Source organism: Actinoplanes awajinensis subsp. mycoplanecinus, assembly GCF_001509495.1.
Taxonomy (GTDB): Bacteria; Actinomycetota; Actinomycetes; order Mycobacteriales; family Micromonosporaceae; genus Actinoplanes; species Actinoplanes palleronii.
Genome location: NZ_LLZH01000037.1, coordinates 89,489 through 106,386, shown reverse-complemented (window position 1 = coordinate 106,386; position 16,898 = coordinate 89,489). Strand labels below are relative to the sequence as shown.

Annotated in this window: 15 protein-coding genes; 8 read left to right on the top strand and 7 right to left on the bottom strand. The window is 72.9% G+C overall.

Features of this window, described 5'->3' with window-relative positions; all coding sequences use genetic code 11:
• Nucleotides 1-264 precede the first annotated feature (264 nt).
• Both ADL15_RS08335 and ADL15_RS08330 read right to left on the bottom strand, forming a co-directional pair.
• Nucleotides 265-1,014, bottom strand: coding sequence for an NAD(P)-dependent oxidoreductase (locus ADL15_RS08335; RefSeq protein ID WP_067686575.1), 750 nt, complete (start codon nt 1,012-1,014; stop codon nt 265-267).
• 2 nt (nt 1,015-1,016) lie between these two features.
• On the bottom strand, nt 1,017-1,802 hold the full coding sequence (locus ADL15_RS08330) for an inositol monophosphatase family protein (RefSeq protein ID WP_067686569.1): 786 nt from the start codon (nt 1,800-1,802) through the stop codon (nt 1,017-1,019).
• Between the two features lie 115 nt (nt 1,803-1,917).
• Between ADL15_RS08330 and ADL15_RS08325 the strand changes: the two genes are divergently transcribed.
• The 4 genes from ADL15_RS08325 to ADL15_RS08310 all read left to right on the top strand — a co-directional run bounded on the left by ADL15_RS08325 (nt 1,918) and on the right by ADL15_RS08310 (nt 5,958).
• Nucleotides 1,918-2,811 (top strand): LysR family transcriptional regulator, encoded by an 894-nt coding sequence (locus ADL15_RS08325; protein WP_067686564.1) that lies wholly within the window; start codon nt 1,918-1,920, stop codon nt 2,809-2,811.
• Between the two features lie 73 nt (nt 2,812-2,884).
• Nucleotides 2,885-3,202 carry a PadR family transcriptional regulator gene (locus tag ADL15_RS08320; protein ID WP_232343959.1) on the top strand — a complete coding sequence of 106 codons (318 nt, stop codon included), beginning with the start codon at nt 2,885-2,887 and terminating at the stop codon, nt 3,200-3,202.
• A complete protein-coding gene (locus ADL15_RS08315) occupies nt 3,190-5,133 on the top strand; it encodes a hypothetical protein (RefSeq protein ID WP_067686554.1) in 1,944 nt (647 codons plus the stop codon). Before ADL15_RS08320 ends, ADL15_RS08315 begins: the two co-directional genes overlap by 13 nt.
• A gap of 120 nt (nt 5,134-5,253) precedes the next feature.
• A complete protein-coding gene (locus tag ADL15_RS08310; protein ID WP_067686552.1) occupies nt 5,254-5,958 on the top strand; it encodes a hypothetical protein in 705 nt (234 codons plus the stop codon).
• Nucleotides 5,959-5,973: 15 nt separating this feature from the next.
• On the opposite strand, the gene ADL15_RS08305 is transcribed toward ADL15_RS08310, so the two are convergent.
• Nucleotides 5,974-7,188, bottom strand: a complete 1,215-nt coding sequence (locus ADL15_RS08305; protein ID WP_067686549.1) for an MFS transporter — start codon at nt 7,186-7,188, stop codon at nt 5,974-5,976.
• Between the two features lie 121 nt (nt 7,189-7,309).
• On the opposite strand from ADL15_RS08305, the gene ADL15_RS51150 reads away from it, so the two are divergent.
• Entirely contained in the window at nt 7,310-9,040 is a 1,731-nt protein-coding gene (locus ADL15_RS51150; protein WP_067686546.1) for a polysaccharide deacetylase family protein, read from the top strand.
• Nucleotides 9,041-9,164: 124 nt separating this feature from the next.
• On the opposite strand, the gene ADL15_RS08295 is transcribed toward ADL15_RS51150, so the two are convergent.
• Nucleotides 9,165-10,046: an SDR family oxidoreductase gene (locus ADL15_RS08295; RefSeq protein ID WP_067686544.1), complete on the bottom strand. Its 882-nt coding sequence runs from the start codon at nt 10,044-10,046 to the stop codon at nt 9,165-9,167.
• Nucleotides 10,047-10,131: 85 nt separating this feature from the next.
• Between ADL15_RS08295 and ADL15_RS08290 the strand changes: the two genes are divergently transcribed.
• A complete protein-coding gene (locus ADL15_RS08290; protein ID WP_067686541.1) occupies nt 10,132-10,710 on the top strand; it encodes a TetR/AcrR family transcriptional regulator in 579 nt (192 codons plus the stop codon).
• Between the two features lie 275 nt (nt 10,711-10,985).
• A complete protein-coding gene (gene ligA, locus ADL15_RS08285) occupies nt 10,986-13,103 on the top strand; it encodes an NAD-dependent DNA ligase LigA (protein ID WP_067686539.1) in 2,118 nt (705 codons plus the stop codon).
• A 742-nt stretch (nt 13,104-13,845) separates the two neighbouring features.
• On the opposite strand, the gene ADL15_RS08280 is transcribed toward ligA, so the two are convergent.
• Complete coding sequence (locus ADL15_RS08280) at nt 13,846-14,445, bottom strand: class I SAM-dependent methyltransferase (RefSeq protein WP_067686528.1); 600 nt, start codon at nt 14,443-14,445, stop codon at nt 13,846-13,848.
• A gap of 172 nt (nt 14,446-14,617) precedes the next feature.
• Between ADL15_RS08280 and ADL15_RS08275 the strand changes: the two genes are divergently transcribed.
• On the top strand, nt 14,618-15,511 hold the full coding sequence (locus tag ADL15_RS08275; RefSeq protein WP_067686754.1) for an AraC family transcriptional regulator: 894 nt from the start codon (nt 14,618-14,620) through the stop codon (nt 15,509-15,511).
• On the opposite strand, the gene ADL15_RS08270 is transcribed toward ADL15_RS08275, so the two are convergent.
• Nucleotides 15,450-16,157: a hypothetical protein gene (locus ADL15_RS08270; RefSeq protein WP_067686525.1), complete on the bottom strand. Its 708-nt coding sequence runs from the start codon at nt 16,155-16,157 to the stop codon at nt 15,450-15,452. The two genes, ADL15_RS08275 and ADL15_RS08270, sit on opposite strands and share 62 nt — an antisense overlap.
• A gap of 31 nt (nt 16,158-16,188) precedes the next feature.
• The gene (locus tag ADL15_RS08265; RefSeq protein WP_067686522.1) at nt 16,189-16,797 is read right to left on the bottom strand and encodes an acyltransferase; all 609 of its coding nucleotides are present in this window, start codon (nt 16,795-16,797) and stop codon (nt 16,189-16,191) included.
• Nucleotides 16,798-16,898: the final 101 nt, after the last annotated feature.

Here is a 16,898-nt window from a genome sequence, read left to right as displayed (position 1 = left end):
AAAGCGTGGGGACTTTCGGCGCCCTCCGCACCCAAACTCCCCACCCAACGCCCAAACCACCAAACCGTGGGGACTTTCGGCGCGCTCGGCGGGGACCGCGGTCAACTCTCGGAGGTTGGCTGGTCCTCAGGGGTCCCTCCCGACCTCCGAGACACCCCCGACAACCAGCCGACACCCGGAACCGACCGCACCTCCCGGCCGACCGGCTGGTCCTGGGGGGTGCCTCACGGGCCTCGAGGCACCCCCCAGGACCAGCCGGGGACTTCAGCTGGCGAGGACGACGACGGATTGGGCGGGGAAGCGGGGGGTCACCGCCTCGTCGAGCATGGCGGCTGCCACTGCGGCGCGGCTGATCCGGCTCGGGAAGACCCGGCGGGGCACGGCGTCGAGGGCCACCGTCCGGTGGGCGGGCGGGCCGGGAGCCAGCGGGCCGGCGTGGAACACCGTGCCGCCGGCGGCCAGGATCGCCGAGTCCGCTGCTACCTTGTCGGGCACTTCCGCGCCCAGGACCAGGCGCAGGATCGCCCGGGTCACCCCGCCGGCCCGCTCGGCCGACCGCCCGGTCCCGTAGGCGCCGAGCCAGATGATCCGCGGCACTCCGGAAGCCACCGCAGCCACCGCCCCAGCCTCAAGCGTCCCCATTGCCGACGCAGGACTCCCGAGAGTGGCCGCACCCGAGGCCGCAGGACCGCCGAGTTCCACCGCGCCCGAGGCCGTAGGACCGCCGAGAGCGGCCGCGCCCGAGGCTGCGGGGCCGCCAGGGTCGGCTGGGGGCGGGGTTGTGGGGCGGGTGGCGGAGACGCCGAGGCCGGAGACGAGGACGTCGCAGTCCTGGACCGCCTCGGCGATCGATGTCGGGTCGTGCACGTCGACGGCGAGACGGCGTAAGCCTGGGCGGTCCGGCACCTGGGCGGGATCGCGGGCCAGGGCCGTCACCTCCAGGCCGCGGGCCAGAGCCGTGGACACCAGCAGTTTGCCGACCGCGCCGGTCGCGCCGAGCACCGCTACTCGCATGATCAGACCGCCGTCTCGAGCACGGCGAGCGCGGCCGCGTGCAGACCCGGCGCGGCGGCCAGGTAGGCGCCGCCGCCGATCTCCCAGGGCTTGCCGTCCAGGTGGGTGACCACGCCGCCGGCCTCCCGCACGATCAGCAGCGGGGCGATGTGCGAGCGCACGTTGTCGAACTGCCAGTGCAGGTCCATCCGCCCGGCCGCCACCTGGACGAGCTGGTGGGTGACCGGCACGGAGAAGCGGACGTACAGCGCCGCCTGCAGCATCGCGGTGATCGAGGCGCCGGTCCGCTGCGCGGCCGCCGCTTCCCGGCTCGGCTTCGCTTGACCGGTTCCGACCAGCGCTGCGGCCAGGTCCGTCTTTTGAGAAACCCGCATGGGTACGTCGTTGAGCCGAGCCCCACCCCCCGCCACCGCGGTGAACAGCTCATCGGCGAGCGGGGCATACACCACGGCGAGCAGCGGCTGCCCGTCGCGAACCAGGCTCACCCCGATGTTCCAGTCGGGCATCCCGTGCACGGTGTTGACGTTGCCACCCACCGGGTCGATCACCCACCGGTCACCGCTCGGCATCGGCCCGGTGCCGTGCTCGTCGTCGTCCCAGGTCGCGCCGGGCAGGGCGGCCGCCAGCGCGGGGCGCAGCACGTCGGTGACGGCGACCTCGTTGGCGCGGATCGCGGCGATCAGCTCGACGCCGCCGGCCGGGCGGGATCCGGTGGAGTAGCGGGCCAGCAGCGCCGCGCCGGCGAGCCTTACCGCGGCGGTGGTGGCGGCGAGCAGTTCTGCAGACATGGTTCATCACTCCACAAGAATCAGGATTGTCCGGCCCCGATCGGGCCGTGCCATAAGCCTCACGCAGGCCGGTGATGAAGTCCAATGCAATCTGGTTACTCTATGATTTACCTTCATGCAATTGGACTTGAATCTGCTGACCGTGCTGGACGCGCTGCTCGAGGAGGGCAGCGTGACCGGCGCCGCCGACCGGTTGCGCCTCTCCCCGCCCGCGATCAGCCGCACCCTGGGCCGGATCCGCCGGCTGACCGGCGACGACATCCTGGTGCGCACCGGCCGGACGATGACACCCACGCCGTACGCGCTGGGGGTCCGTGACCAGGTCGGTGACCTGCTGCGGCAGGCCCGGCAGGTGCTGACGCCGAGCCGGGAGCTCGACCTGGCCACGCTGGAGCGGACGTTCACGCTGCGCTGCCACGACGCGGTCGCCACCTCGCTCGCGCCGCCGTTGCTGCGGGCGGCCGCCGAGCAGGCACCCGGCGTCCGGCTGCGGTTCCTGGCCGAGAGCGACGTGGACACCGACGACCTGCGGCTCGGCCGGGTCGACCTGGAGATCGGCGCGGACGAGCCGGGGACTCCGGAGTTCCACTCCGAGACGGTCGGTCATGATCGCCTGGTGGTGGCGATGCGGCGCGGTCATCCGTACCAGAAAGGTCTTGATCTGGAAGGGTTTGCCGGTCAGACGCATGTGCTGGTCTCGCGGCGGGGGCGGCTCGCGGATCCGGTCGATGCGATTCTGGCCGCGCACGGGCTGCGCCGGCGGGTCCTCGCAGCGGTCGGCACCAGCGCCGCGGCGGCCAACGTGATCAGCCGCAGCGACAGTGTGATGACCGCGCCGCTGGCCATGTGCCGTCCGCTGATCGACGCGTTCGCGCTGGTCACCGTGCCACTGCCGATCGACCTGCCGGACGCGCCGATCGTCTGCGCGTGGCACCAGCGCTACGGCTCGGATCCCGGGCACATCTGGTTGCGCACCCAGGTCCGCTCCGCACTGAGCACCCCTGTGTAGCGAAGACCGAACCCCTATGTAGCGAAACTTGCTAGGGCTATGTAGCGTAACGCCCATGGCGTCACCCCTACGTATGACAGCTGCCGTAGCCGGGGTCCTGGAGGCGTTCCTCGCCGACCCGGGCACCCAGCGCTACGGTCTCGAGATCATGCAGGCGACCGGCTACCCGAGCGGCACCGTCTATCCGATCCTGATGCGACTGCACCGAGCCGGCTGGCTCACCGCGGAATGGGAGGAGGTCGACCCGGTGATCGCCGAGCGACCGGCCCGCCGCTGGTACCGGTTCACCCCGGACGGCGCCGCGACGGCCCGCACCGAACTCGCCGCCCGCCGCGCGCAGCACGCCGCCGGCAACCCGATCGCGAAGACGAGGCCGACATGGGCGTCCTGAACCGGCTGATCGCCGCCTGCCTGCGCGCCGCGGCCCGGCGCTGGCCGGCCGACCTGCGCGACGACATGGCCCGCGAGTGGGCGGCCGAGCTCAGCGCGCTGGAGCAGCGGCCCGGCACGGCGTGGCGGCGGCTGACGTTCGCGGTGAGTCTCGCGGCCACCCCGATGACCGTCGACGAGAGCGGCGCGCCGTTCGGCCGGTTCGAGTGGATGCGGGCCGGCGCCACGCTGCGCTCCGCGTTCCGGCTGCTGCTGGCCGGCGCGTTCGGCTTCGGCATCACGATGGCCGTGCGGATGGCGGCCGGCAGCGTCTTCGAGGCCGACTTCACCGACGACGCCGGCTGGCTGCGGCACGACGTGCTGCTCGGCACGGTGACCGCCGCCCTGATGACGGTCTACACGGTGCTCGTCGGCCGGTGGGTGGCCGCGCGCGGACCGTCCGACCCCGGTCCGGCCGGCAGCACCGGCGTCGCCGCCACGGTGATCCTGCCGGTGGCCCCGATGCTGCCGTTCTTCCTGGTCACCGAGACCTACCAGACCTTCGGCCTGACGCTGCTGGTCACCGCGTGCTGGACCGCCGCGATGTTCGCGTTGACGATTTTCACCGTACGGTCGGCAAGCGCCGGCCGGGGTGCCCGGGCATGGGCCGGGGTGCCGTTCGCGGCGGCGCTGCCGGCCCTGATCCTGCTCGCCGGTGACGTGCCGGACCAGCGGATGTACCAGGTCGTCGGCATCGTCGAGATAGCCCTGTTCCTGCTGCCGTGGACGGTGTGCGCGGTCGTTTTCGGTCAGGCCACGGTGCGGCGCTGGTCCGCCCCGTTGATCGCGCCAGCGGTGACCGAGCCGGCCGGGGTCCGGCCGGCCGCGGTTCAGCCGGCCGCCTCCCCCGGACCGGCCTGGGGGTGGCGGTTCCTGCTGCCGCCGGTGGCCGCCGCCGCGGCGGTCGTCTGGGCGCTGGGCGTCACCGTGCTGCAGCCGCTGAGCGAGCCGATGGGTGTCGACGCCAGCGGCGAGAACAACACGTACTGGGCCCGGGAGTCGCGCTGGGGTGCGCTGTTCGCGCTGGTGATGGTGCTGATCGTCGCGGTCCGCGGCGGGCGCCGGGCCACCGGCGGGGTGCTGCTGTTCGGCACGTTCTGGCTCGCCCTGGACATCGGCCTGGACCGGATCGACCCGACCTCCGGCACTGTCGCCCTCGCGGCCGGCGCTGCGGTGGCCGCGCTCGCCGCCACCGTGGTCACCAGCGGCGTACCGGCCGTGCCCCGCCCGCAGGTGCTGCTCAGCGTCGCGGCCGTCGCCGCGGTGATGTCCGGCCTGGTCACCGCGAACGAGTCGCCGACGGACACCGAACCGCTGCTCAATCCGGCCAGCGCCGCGACCGGCTGCCTGCTGGCCGTGGTCGCCGTCCTGGCCGCCGTCCGCGCGGCCGGCTCGGTCGGCCGGCTGCGCGCGATCGTCGCGGTCCCGGTCGTCATCGGCGCGGCGGCCGGGCCGTGGCTGGTGCGGCACGTCTACCCGCAGCCGTCCGACGGCCGCCTCCGGGGTGAGCTCGCGCTCGTGGCACTGCTGGTGCTGGCCGTCGTGGTGCTCGCCGCGCCGCGCCCGCAGGTCCGGGTGCAGTGGCTGCGGTACCCGGGCGCGCTCGCGATCGGCGCGGTCATCGTGCCGGTGATGGTCCTCCCGCTGGTGCTGATGTCCATCGCCCTGCCGATCGGGTCGCTGTTCACGGCGCTGGCCGCCAACCCGGCGGTCAACGCCGCCGACGAGGACACCATCGCGGTCCTGCTGGCGATCCCGATCGGACTCGTGCTGGGGAGGATCCTGCGGCCGCTCGCGTTCGGCCGCCCGGCGACTGCCGCGGAGCGCGGGTACCGCAAGGCTCCCGGGGCGCCCTACGCGCCGGTCGGCGAGCCTCCGCTGATCCTGGAGTGACCGATCCCGGTGCGGTGACCCGCCACGGGGGTGGGTCACCGCACCGGGCGCCGGTAGTCCGATAAGGGTTATGTCCAGGTTTTCCCGGAAATCCGGGAAAACGGACTTTACCGTCGAAACATGACATCACGTCTGGCTACCACCATCTCGATCGCACTGACTTCGGCGATCGTCACCACCATCACCGCGACGCCCGCCGTCGCCGCGCCACCCGCTGTCGCCGCACCGCCCGCCGTCGCCGCACCGCCCAGCCTGGAGAAGCTGGAGCAGGCGCTGATCACCGCAGGCGAGGCACCGGCGGGGTACCTCTTCTCCAGCCGCACGGTCATGGCCGCCTCCGCCGCCACGACCGCCGCGCTGAGCCGCGCCGCCGCCGCGGTCGACCCGTGCAAGGACCCCGGGACGACCGCCGAACCCGCGTCGAGCGGATCCGCCGCCATCACGTTCCGCAAGGGCAAGGACGGCCCGTTCCTGGCCGAGCAGATCACCGCCGTCGGCAACGCGGCTGCCCGCGCCGTGGTGGCGCAGTACCAGACGATCCTGGCCAAGTGCCCGGTGATCAACGGCGAAGAGGGCAAGACGACCTTCTCCGCCTGGGCCTCCCCGCAGGCCGGCGACGCCTCGATCGGCTTCCTCACCACCGTCCAGGAGAAGGGCAAGACCACACCCGCGGGGAGCTCCTCGACCGCGGTGGTCGTCCACGGTGACGTGCTCGCCGTCTTCACCAACCTGAACTACGCCACGGGTGGCAACGCCACGAACACCACCGAGCTCACCGAGCTCGTCAAGTCCGGCGCCGCGAAGATCCTGAAGACCCTGCCCTGAGCCGGGACAGGTAGCTCAGGATTCGACCCTCTCCCCGAGCGCCGAGCCGGGGAGGGGGCGGACGCTCGTGGCGATCAGGGCGGCCATCGCGAGCAGCGCGGCGACCACGATCAGCGCCTTCAGCACGGTGACGCGGTCGCCGAGGAAGCCGATCGCGGGCGGGCCGCCCAGGAACGCGCAGTAGCCGATCGAGGCGATCACACTCACCCGGGCGGCGGCCCGGCGCGGGTCGTCACCGCCGGCGCTCATCCCGACCGGGAAGCCGAGCGAGGCGCCCAGGCCCCAGAGCAGCGTGCCGGCGAACGCGTAGACCGGCGAGGGCCCGAACACGAACAGCGCCACCCCGCCGATCCCGATCACGGCGAGGACGCGGACGACGGCGGTCCGGCCGTACCGGTCAAGAAGTCCCGGACCGAACCAGCGGCCGATCGTCATCGCGGTCAGGAACCCGGCGAACGCCAGGGTGCCGAGCGCAGGCGAGACGTGGTGCCCGTCGATCGCGGCGACGCTGATCCAGTCGTTGCCGACGCCCTCGGTGAACGCGAAGGCCAGCACGAACAGCCCGATCAGCAGCGTGCGCGGCTCCTTCCAGGCGTCCAGCGCGCTGCCACCGGCGGACTCGCCGGCCGCCCCCTGCTCGGACTCGTCGTGGTCGGCGACGAACCGCCGGGCCTGCCACACCACACCCGTCACCACCAGCGCGGCGACGATGACCAGGTGCACGGCGACCGACACGTGCGCGGCGACCATCACGGCGCCGACCAGCGCGCCGGCCACCGTGCCGAGGCTGAACCCGGCGTGGAACCGGGACATGATCGATTTGCCGAGGTGGCGTTCCACCACGGTGCCCTGCACGTTCATCGCGACGTCCCAGGCGCCGTTCGCGAAGCCGAGCAGGAACAGGCCGATCACCACCGGGACGACACCGGCGAGCGAGCCGAGCGCGGCGACACTCAGGCCGACGCCGAGCAGCACGGCCATCGCCATCACGGTGCGCGACGAGCCGATCCGGGAGACGACCGGCCCGGAGAGTGGCAGGGCCAGCAGGGAGCCGGCCGCGATCGCGAGCAGCACCAGGCCGAGCGCGGACGCGTCGAGCTCGAGCCGGTCACGGACCTGCGGGATCCGGGAGGCCCAGCTGGCGAACGCGAAGCCCGAGCCGATGAACGCGGCGTAGGTGGCCGTGGTGGCGGCACGGACCACGCCCGGCGCGGTGGTGGTCGAGGTCATTGTCGTCCTTAGCGGTTCGGCGAAGCTCGTGAGCCTATGTGTACGAGCGTACATAACATGCGTACGAACGTACACACCGATTTCCTGTCCAGATCGCCGCGGTGGGGTTAAGAATCGACGGATGCGAATATCTTCCCGTACCGTCCTGCGCCGGCTCGCCGGGCTCGGTGCCGCCCTGGTCCTCGGCGGCGTCCCGCTCACCGCCGGTGGCCCGGCCGCCGCGGCCGGGCCGGCGAGTCCGCGCTGCACCGGCCACGTGGCGCTGACCTTCGACGACGGGCCCACGCCCGGCAACACCGCGGCGCTCCTGACCGTACTGCGGGCCGCCGGAGCGCGCGCCACCATGTTCAACACCGGCGCGAACGTGACCACGAACCCCGGCCTGACCCGCGCCCAGCTGGCGGCCGGCATGTGGATCGGCAACCACAGCTGGGACCACCCGCACCTGACCACGCTGACCGCCGACGAGCAGGCCGCGCAGATCTCCCGGACCCAGGACGCCATCAGGCAGGTCACCGGGGTGACACCTGCCCTGTTCCGGCCGCCTTACCTGGAGACCGACGACTCGCTGCGCGCGGTGGAACGCCGATACGGTCTGCGCGAGATCAACGCCGATGTCGACTCGCGGGACTGGGACGGCACGACGGTGGACCAGATCGTCACGAACGCCCGGGCGCTGCAGTCCGGCGGCGTGATCCTGATGCACGACTGGCCGCCGAACACCCTCGAGGCGGTGCCGCGGATCGTCGCCGAGCTGCGCGCCCGCGGGCTGTGCCCGGGACAGATCTCGCCCAGCACCGGCCGGGCCGTCGCGCCGGGGCCGGTCACCCCGGTGCTGCGCCAGGTGCACACCGCCGGGCGGGTGGCCGAGATCGGCACCGGGGTCGGGTACACCTGGCCCGGGGTGTACTTCGAGGGCCGGTTCCGGGGCGACAGCGTCGGGCTCGCGCTCGACGACGCCGTCAACGACTACGACGTGCAGATCGACGGCGGGGCGCCGATCACCCTGGTGACTCCGGGCACGACCGTGCGCTGGATCGGCGGGCTGGGTCGGGGCGATCACACCGTACGCCTGGTGAAACGCACCGAAAGCCCCGCGAACCTCGCCGGTTTCGGCGGTCTCGTCGCCGGACCCAGCGGCCGGATCCTCACCGCACCCGCCGCCCGCGACCGGCAGATCGAGTTCATCGGTGATTCCTGGACCGCCGGGTACGGCGACATGTCCGGCGGCCGCGACTGCTCCGCGCCCGGTGCCCTGACCCGCGCCAGCAACGCCGACCAGGGATTCGCCGCGCGCACCGGGCGGGCGCTGAACGCCGACTACCGGATCAACGCGTGGTCCGGGATCGGCATGGTGCGCAACTATGCGGGTTCCAGCCCCGGCACCGACTACCGCACCTACTACGACCGCACCCTGCAGGCGGTGGACACCTCGACGCGCGATCGGCCCGCGTCGTGGCATCCGCGCACGGTGGTGATCGGGCTCGGCATCAACGACTTCTCCACGCCGGTCGGCCCGGGCGAGAAGTGGGCCGACGAGGCGGCGCTGGTCGCTGATTTCCAGGCCGCCTACCAGGGCTTCATCGACAAACTGCGCCAACGGTACGGTCCGGGGGCCGAGCTGGTGCTGACCTATCCGGATCTGAGTTACACCACCACCGCGCTGGCCGAGTCGATCCAGCAGATCGTCCGCGATCGGCAGGCGCGGGGGGATCAGCGGGTGCGGGCGTTGTACTACGACAACGGTGCGCTGGGACTGGACCTCCTCGGCTGCGACTGGCACCCGTCGCTGCACGACCACGAGATCCTGGCCGGCGTGCTGACGGCGTTCGTGCGGGGCCTCCGGCGTTGAGCCGGCGGGCTCGCACCGCATCCTCGCGTCTTGGGCCCGCCCGCCCTTGCCGCAACCCTGCGGTCTTGGCCTTTGCCGGCGCCCGGATCTCCGCCGTCGGCCCGCGGCCGGCGGCGGCGGCCGGTCAGGGCTGGATGTTCTCCAGGTCGGCCAGCAGGCTCGGGTGCTTCGGCTCCCAGCCGAGCGTCTCCCGGGTGTAGGCACTCGACGACGGCTGGTCGGCCGCGAAGATCACGCCGAGCGGACCATACGTCTCGGTCGGCACCGCCGCGACCGGCAAACCCAGCCGGCGGCCGATCACCTCGGCGATCTCGCGCACCTGGTCGCCCTCGTCGGCCACCGCGTGCCAGGCGGTGCCGGCCGGCGCCGACTCCAGAACCAGCCGGAACAGCACGGCGGCGTCGAGCGCGTGCACGGCCGGCCAGCGCTGCGTGCCGTCGCCCGCATACCCGGACACGCCGGACTGGCGCGCGATGCCGGTCAGCAGGCCGGCGAACCCGCCGTCACCCTCGTTGTGCACCGTGCGCGGCAGGCGCACGGACGCGGCCCGCACCCCGCGCGCGGCCAGCTCGAGCACCGCGTTGACGGTGCGGCTGCGGCCACCGACCGGACCGTCGGTCGGCAGCGGGTCGGTCTCGACGGAGAACCGGCCGGCGATCCACGGCGTGCCGGAAACCGTGACGAACGGCCGGTCGCTGCCGATCAGTGCGTCGCCCAGTGCCAGCTGGGCGGCGCTCTCCTCGGCGACCGCATTCGCGACGGCCTCGGCGCTGCTGAAGTCGTTGCTGAAGGCCAGGTGGATCACGCCGTCGGTCTGGGCGGCGCCGGCGCGCAGGACGTCGAGGTCGGCGAGGCCGCCCCGGATCGTCTCGGCGCCGGCCTTGCCGGCCACCGCCGCGGAGGCGTCGGAACGGGCGAGCGCAAGGACGGTGTGACCGTTGCTGATCAGCTCAGCGACGACCGCGGAACCGATCAGACCGGTGCCGCCGGTGACGAAAACACGCATGGAACTCTCCCGCAAGTGATGGGACTCTTGTCCCATCACCGTAGCACCCTGACGGGACAAAAGTCCCGTCACCTATGATGAACCCATGGCACGGTGGGAACCAGGAGCACGCGAACGCCTCGTCTTGGCCGCTGTCGACCTCTTCACCGAGTTGGGCTACGACGCCACCACCGTCGCCCAGATCGCCGAGCGCGCCGGCGTCGGCAAAAGCACCTTCTTCCGGCACTTCGCCGACAAACGTGAGCTGCTGGTCGCCGGGCAGGAGACGCTGAGCCTGCTGCTCGCCGAGGGCATCGCCGAGGCACCCGCGGGCGCCAGCCCGCTCGAGGCCGTCGCGGCCGGGCTGGAGCGCGCGTCGGGCACGATGGGCCCGATGAACCGCGAGCTGGCCCCCCGGCTGAAGGCGGCCGTCGCGGCCAGCACCGAGCTGCAGGAGCGGGACGCGCTCAAGAGCGTCGGCCTGGCGCACGCGATGACCACCGCACTGGTCGCCCGGGGCGTGCCCGGTGCGACCGCGGCGCTCGCCGGGGAGATGGGTGTGCTCGCGTTCAAGCGCGGCTTCGCCGAGTGGTCCGAGGGCGACCGCGACACCTCGGACGACCTCGCGCGGCTCACCCTGGCCGCCCTGAACGACCTACGAGCCGCCAGCGCCACACTGGGCTGACCGCGCACCCCGCGCCGAGCGCACGCTGCTTGCGGAGCGCGCCGCTTGCGGACCGCTGGCCGTGCGCCGGGTGTCTGGCTGGGTCTCAGGGGTGTGTCGGGGGTGTGGAGACACCCCCGAGACCCAGCCACCCCGCACACCTCGGGCGGTGGTTGGGCGTGGCAGCCGCACCGGGATGCGGAACCGGGGCGGCGTCGGGCAGTCCCGGCGGATTTTGTCGTACCGCTCCGGTATCAAGGTCATAGCAACAGCGATACCGACGAAACGAGTGCCTGATGTCTACCCAGCCCGAGATCGCCCCCGTCGTCGACGCGGCTCACGCCGAGCCGTTCGACACCGCCGAGCACTACCACGCGGCGATCGAGCAGATCCGGGCTGCCGCGTCGGCTTATTACCAGGGCACCGACCTCGCCATGGACGACGCGACCTACGACGCGCTGCTCGCCCGGCTCACCGCGACCGAAAGTGCACAGCCCGACTGGGTGGCGGCCGACTCACCCACCGAGGTGGTCGCGGCCGGCGGCGGCGTGGTCGGCGACGTCGAGCACAGCACCCCGATGCTGAGCCTGGCAAACGTGTTCGACGAGGAGGAGCTGCGCACCTGGGCGGCCCGCCTCGACAAGGTGCTCGGCCGGCCCGCCGCGGGCTACACGGTCGAGCCGAAGATCGACGGCATGGCCATCGCCGCACGGTATGTGGACGGCGAGCTGGTCCAGGTCGCGACGCGCGGTGACGGGCGCGCCGGTGAGGACGTGACCGCGCAGGCGCGGTCGGTCGCCGGGCTGCCGGCCGCGCTGGGCCGGCCGGTCACGGTCGAGGTGCGCGGCGAGGTCTTCATGACCGACGAGGACTTCGCGCGGGCGAACGAGCTGCGGACCGGTCACGGCGGCGCGCCGTTCGCCAATCCGCGCAACGCGGCGGCCGGGACGCTCCGCGCGCAGGACCGGGCTTATGTCGCCCCGCTGTCCTTCCTTGCGTACGCGGTGCACGACCTCCCCGACGGCGAGGGCCTGACGCACAGTGCCGCGATGGCCGCGATCGCCGAGCTGGGCGTCTCCACCACCGGTGGCTCGGCGGCCGGCATGGCGAGCTGCACGACGGTCGACGAGCTGGTCGCCGCGATCACCGGGCTGGGCACGCTGCGCGACAAGCTCGGCTTCGACATCGACGGCGTGGTGATCAAGGCGGACTCCCCTGCGGATCGGGACGCGGCCGGGTCGTCCAGCCGGGCGCCGCGCTGGGCCATCGCGTACAAATTCCCCGCTGACACCCGCACCAGCAAGCTGCTCGGCATCGACGTGCAGGTGGGCCGCACCGGGGTGATCACACCAGTCGCGGTGATCCAGGCGGTGCAGGTCGGCGGCGTGACGGTCACCTCGGCCACCCTGCACAACTTCGACGACCTGGTCCGGCGGGACGTCCGGGTCGGCGACACGGTGTTCGTCCGGCGGGCCGGCGAGGTGATCCCGGAGATCACCGGAGCGAAACTCGACGAGCGGGCGGAGGATTCCGTGCCGTTCGAGGCACCGTCGCACTGCCCGCGCTGCGGTGGCGAGATCGACCGCAGCCAGAAGCGCTGGCGCTGCGTGCAGGGCCGGGCGTGCGGCGCGACCGAGTCCCTCGCCTATTTCGCGGCTCGCGACTCGATGGACATCGAGGGCCTCGGCGACAAGGTGATCCGCGCCCTGGTCACGGCCGGCATGGTCACCGACCCGGCCGACCTCTACGCGCTGGATCTCGAAGCGGTCGCCCAGCTCGATCGGATGGGCACCACCTCGGCGACGAAGCTGCTCACGAACATCGAGGGTTCGAAGACGCAGGCGCTGTCCCGGGTGCTGACCGGTCTCGGCGTGCGGATGACCGGCCGGTCGATGTCGCGCCGCCTGGCCCGGCACTTCGCGTCGATGGAGGCGCTCTGCGCGGCGAGCGTCGAGCAGCTGCAGGAGGTCGAAGCGGTCGGGCCGGAGCGGGCCGCGACGATCGCCGCCGAGCTGGCCGACCTGGCGCCGGTGATCGCCAAGCTGACCGAGCGCGGGATCAACATGCTCGAGCCCGGCGTGGTGCCCTACGCCGAGCGGATGGCAGCGGCCGCGATCGCCGTCGGCGAGCTGCTGCCGTTGCAGAAACCGGACGGCGCGCCGATGACCGTGGTGGTCACCGGTTCGGTGCCGGGCCTGACCCGCAACGAGGGCAACGAAGCGGTCGAGAAACTCGGCGGCAAGTCCTCCGGCTCGGTGTCCAAGCGGACCGACCTGGTGGTGGTCGGCGACGGCGCCGGTTCCAAGGCGGCCAAGGCCGAGGAGCTGGGCTTGCGCATCATGCCGTCGGACCGCTTCGCGGCGCTGCTGGCCGCCCACGAAGCCGGCGACTCCCCCACCCTCGACAACTTCTGACCGCCCAGCCGCGATCCACGCCCGGGCCCCGCACGACCACGGGCGGGGCCGCCCACGCACCCACGCACCCACGCACCCACGCACCCACGCACCCACGCACCCACGCACCCACGCACCCACGCACCCACGCACCGGCTCAGGATCGGTCACTCCCGGCCCTACCGCCCACCGTCACCGGCCCGTGACCACCTTTCGCCAACCGCCCGCCTCAAGCCCCCGGCTGGCGCTCACGGTCGCCTCACCCCCGCCCCGACAGCCCTCACCACCAGCCACCGCCCGAACCCAGAGCCGACGCCATCCGGCCGCCCGGACTTCAGCTGGCGCTGAGGGTCGCCTCACCACCGCCGAGACAACCCTCACCGCCAGCCCACCGCTCTCAGCTGGCGCTGAGGGCTGCCTCCCGCCCGTTTTGACAACCCTCACCGCCAGCCGACCGCACCCAGCTGGCGCTGAGGGTCGCCTCCCGCTCGCTTTGACAACCCTCACCACCAGCTGGGCGGCGCGATCGCGTGCGAGCCGGTGCGGCGGCGGGGCGGTGCTGGTCCGCAAAGGCGGATCAAGCGCGGCCGCCGCCCCGGGGCGGGGGGTGCGAGCACGCAATCCGGGACCGCGGACTACCACCGCCCCCAGACGGGCGACACGAGCACGCAAACCCGGACCGCGGACCGCCACCGCCCCGCCACCGGCTTGGCGCGGGTGCGGGCGGGCATGCGCGGGCGGGTGTGGTGGGGTGCTGGTGGGGTCAGGCGGTGGCGCGGAGGAGGAAGTAGCGGCCCAGGGAGCGGCGGCCCTGGGAACGGCCGGTTTCCGTGGGGGAGGACAGGCCGGCTTCGCGCATCGTGGTGATGAGGTGCTCCGGGGTGTGGCCGGCCAGCCGGGGGTGGTGGCGGCGGGACGAGCCCTGGCCCGGTGACCCGTCGGCGTCGAGGACGTGCAGTTCGCCGCCGGGGCGGAGGACACGGCGGGCCTCGCGCATCGCGGCGAGCTGTTGGGCCGGGTCGAGGTGGTGCAGCATGTAGGACGAGAGGACCCGGTCGACGGACGCGTCCGGGACCGGCAGCTCGTCGGCGTACGCAAGATCCCACCGTGCCTCGACGCCCCGCCTCGCGCCCTTGCGGCGGGCCTTGCGCAGCGCGGCCGGATCGGGGTCGATGCCCTGCAGGATCGCACCGGGGACGCGGCGGCCGAGCGCCAGCAACAGGTCGCCGGGGCCGCAGCCGATCTCGAGGACCCGGTGGCCGGGTTGCACGGCGGCCCGGTCCAGCAGCTCACCGTGCACGCGCCGCAGGCCGGCGACGCGGGTGAACGGCTCGTAGAGGAACAACATCCAGTGCCGGCCCATCGCCGGGATGTACGGGCGGGCGGTCTCAGTCACGAAAGGCTCCCTAACAGACGAGGTTGATCGGACGAAATTCGGTCGTACGCTCAGCGTCATGCAGGACGGCAGCGCGGACATCGCCGGATCCGTGGCAGGGATGGGACATTCTTCGGTGCCGCACGCCCGCCCGACCCGGATGGCACGGCGCACCGCGCAGGGCGTACCGGTGGCGGTCTTCCAGCGCGGGCCCGGTGTCCCGCCGGTGGCCGTCTCGCACCTGCCCGACGAGCCGCTGACCGCGGAGGTGCTACCCGGGCGGCAGACGCACACCCACGACTTCCTGGTGCTCTACTACGCGCAACGGGCCACCGGCACGTTCCTCATCGATGACCGGAGCTGGTCAGTCACCGACGGCGACCTGTTCGTGATCGCGCCCGGTCAGGTGCTGTCGTTCCCGGCCGGGCCGGGGAACGTCGTCGAGGACGGCTGGGTGGTGTTCTTCCCGGCCGACGTGCTCCGGACCGGCGCGTACGCGTCCTGGCGCACCCATCCGCTGCTGTTCCCGTTCGCCCGGGGCGCCGACCGGGCGCAGCGGCTGCGCATCCCGCCCGCGGCCCGAGCCGCCTGGGTGGCGCGGCTCGTCGAGTTCGACGCCGAACTGCGGGCCCGCCGGGACGGCTACCGGGAGGCCGCGCTCGCGCACCTGACGCTGCTGCTGGTCGCGGTCGCCCGGATGTCCACCGACGTGGCCGGTGAGCTGCGCTCGGCCGACGAGCCGCTGCTCGCCGCGGTCTTCGACGTGATCGAGCAGCGCTTTTCCGAGCCGATCTCGCTGGCCGACGTCGCCGGTGCGCTCGCGCTCACCCCGGGACATCTGACCACCGTGGTGCGCCGGAAGACCGGCCGGACCGTGCAGCAGTGGCTCAGCGAGCGCCGCATGCAGGAGGCAAGGCGCCTGCTGACCGAAACTGATCTAACCGTGGCGGCGGTCGGCCGGCGGGTCGGCTATCCGGACGCCAGTTACTTCATCAGGCGGTTCCGGGCCGATCACGAGGCGACTCCGGCTCAGTGGCGCCAGGCGGCCGACTGACCGGGCGAGAGTCGCGCTCCAGGCCGCTGACCGGGCGCGAGCCGCCGGACGGAGCGCCGGACCGCCGACTGAGTTGCCGCAGCTCACGCAGCTCACGCTCGGTGGTGGCCGGCTGCTGGACCAGCCGGCGCACCTCGCGCAGCTCGCGCCGGACCTCCCGCAGTTCGCGGGCGATCTCCCGGCGGCCACGACCGCGGCGACGGGACCGCAGGAAGCCGCGGATGCCCTCACTGAAGACCGAGACCGTGACGAACGTCGGGATCGCCGCGAAGACCAGGGCGGCGATCGCCGGGATCACCATCGTCCAGTCGTCGGTGGTCCAGGCGACCTCGGCGTCCGGTCCGCTGACGATCGCCGGGACCCGGAAGCCGGGCTTCTCCGCCAGATGGGGTTCGATACGGACGTTGTCGACGCGCAGCCCGCCACCGGTGAAGACACCGTGGCACTCCCAGCCGGAGTCCCTGGCCTTGTGCTCCTCGACCCAGCGGCAGCCGGCCAGCGGCGCCACCGTGCCGCGCTCACCGGCCAGGTACGCCTCGGCCCGGTCAAAGGCGCCGCCGCCGACCACGAGCGCGACCGCCCCGCCGGCCATCAGCAGCCAGAACCCGGCGAAGAACAGGGCCCACCACGAGAACCATCGACTCACGTCGACACGATAGCGGGGCGGCGCACGGACCCTAGGCCTCGGTGAGCACCCCGTCGGTCTCGGAGTACTCGCTGCCGGTCTGCGGGCAGACCCAGACCCCGTCGCCCTTCGCCGCCAGCGGGTGACCGGCCTTGCCCACCCAGCCGATCCGCCGGGCCGGGACCCCCACCACCAGGGCGAAGTCCGGTACGTCCTTGGTCACCACGGCACCGGCCGCGACCAGCGCCCACCGGCCCACGGTCACCGGCGCGATACAGACCGCCCGCGCGCCGATCGACGCGCCGTCACCGATGGTCACGCCGACCGCGGTCCAGTCGTCGCCGGACTTGAGCCGCCCGTCCGGGGTGACCGCGCGCGGGTACTCGTCGTTGGTGAGCACCGCGGCCGGGCCGACGAAGACGCCGTCGCCGAGCCGGGCCGGCTCGTAGACCAGCGCGTGGTTCTGCAGCTTGACGTTGTCGCCGATGGTCACGCCGGGGCCGACGTACGCGCCGCGGCCGACGTTGCAGTTGCGGCCGAGCTGGGCGTCCTCGCGGATCTGGGCGAGGTGCCAGACCCGGGTGCCGGCGCCGACGGTGGCACGCGGGTCGAGGTCGGCGGTGGGCGCCACGGTCACGCCGTCGGGTGTTGCGTCGGTCATCGGTAGCCTTTCACCGGTCGCCACGGACGTGGCGATGAGAGATCCGGGCCAGGGTAGACACAAACCGCACCGGGCGATGTCAGCTAGACGACCTGGTCGCT

What these genes read in the sequence shown, in the direction of transcription:
- ADL15_RS08295 (WP_067686544.1), bottom strand. Translation starts at nt 10,046, where the DNA reads ATGCGTGTTTTCGTCACCGGCGGCACCGGTCTGATCGGTTCCGCGGTC.
- ADL15_RS08290 (WP_067686541.1), top strand. Translation starts at nt 10,132, where the DNA reads ATGGCACGGTGGGAACCAGGAGCACGCGAACGCCTCGTCTTGGCCGCT.
- ADL15_RS08310 (WP_067686552.1), top strand. Translation starts at nt 5,254, where the DNA reads ATGACATCACGTCTGGCTACCACCATCTCGATCGCACTGACTTCGGCG.
- ADL15_RS08325 (WP_067686564.1), top strand. Translation starts at nt 1,918, where the DNA reads ATGCAATTGGACTTGAATCTGCTGACCGTGCTGGACGCGCTGCTCGAG.
- ligA (WP_067686539.1), top strand. Translation starts at nt 10,986, where the DNA reads ATGTCTACCCAGCCCGAGATCGCCCCCGTCGTCGACGCGGCTCACGCC.
- ADL15_RS08315 (WP_067686554.1), top strand. Translation starts at nt 3,190, where the DNA reads ATGGGCGTCCTGAACCGGCTGATCGCCGCCTGCCTGCGCGCCGCGGCC.
- ADL15_RS08280 (WP_067686528.1), bottom strand. Translation starts at nt 14,445, where the DNA reads ATGGGCCGGCACTGGATGTTGTTCCTCTACGAGCCGTTCACCCGCGTC.
- ADL15_RS08320 (WP_232343959.1), top strand. Translation starts at nt 2,885, where the DNA reads ATGACAGCTGCCGTAGCCGGGGTCCTGGAGGCGTTCCTCGCCGACCCG.
- ADL15_RS08275 (WP_067686754.1), top strand. Translation starts at nt 14,618, where the DNA reads ATGGCACGGCGCACCGCGCAGGGCGTACCGGTGGCGGTCTTCCAGCGC.
- ADL15_RS08265 (WP_067686522.1), bottom strand. Translation starts at nt 16,797, where the DNA reads ATGACCGACGCAACACCCGACGGCGTGACCGTGGCGCCCACCGCCGAC.
- ADL15_RS08305 (WP_067686549.1), bottom strand. Translation starts at nt 7,188, where the DNA reads ATGACCTCGACCACCACCGCGCCGGGCGTGGTCCGTGCCGCCACCACG.
- ADL15_RS08335 (WP_067686575.1), bottom strand. Translation starts at nt 1,014, where the DNA reads ATGCGAGTAGCGGTGCTCGGCGCGACCGGCGCGGTCGGCAAACTGCTG.
- ADL15_RS51150 (WP_067686546.1), top strand. Translation starts at nt 7,310, where the DNA reads ATGCGAATATCTTCCCGTACCGTCCTGCGCCGGCTCGCCGGGCTCGGT.
- ADL15_RS08330 (WP_067686569.1), bottom strand. Translation starts at nt 1,802, where the DNA reads ATGTCTGCAGAACTGCTCGCCGCCACCACCGCCGCGGTAAGGCTCGCC.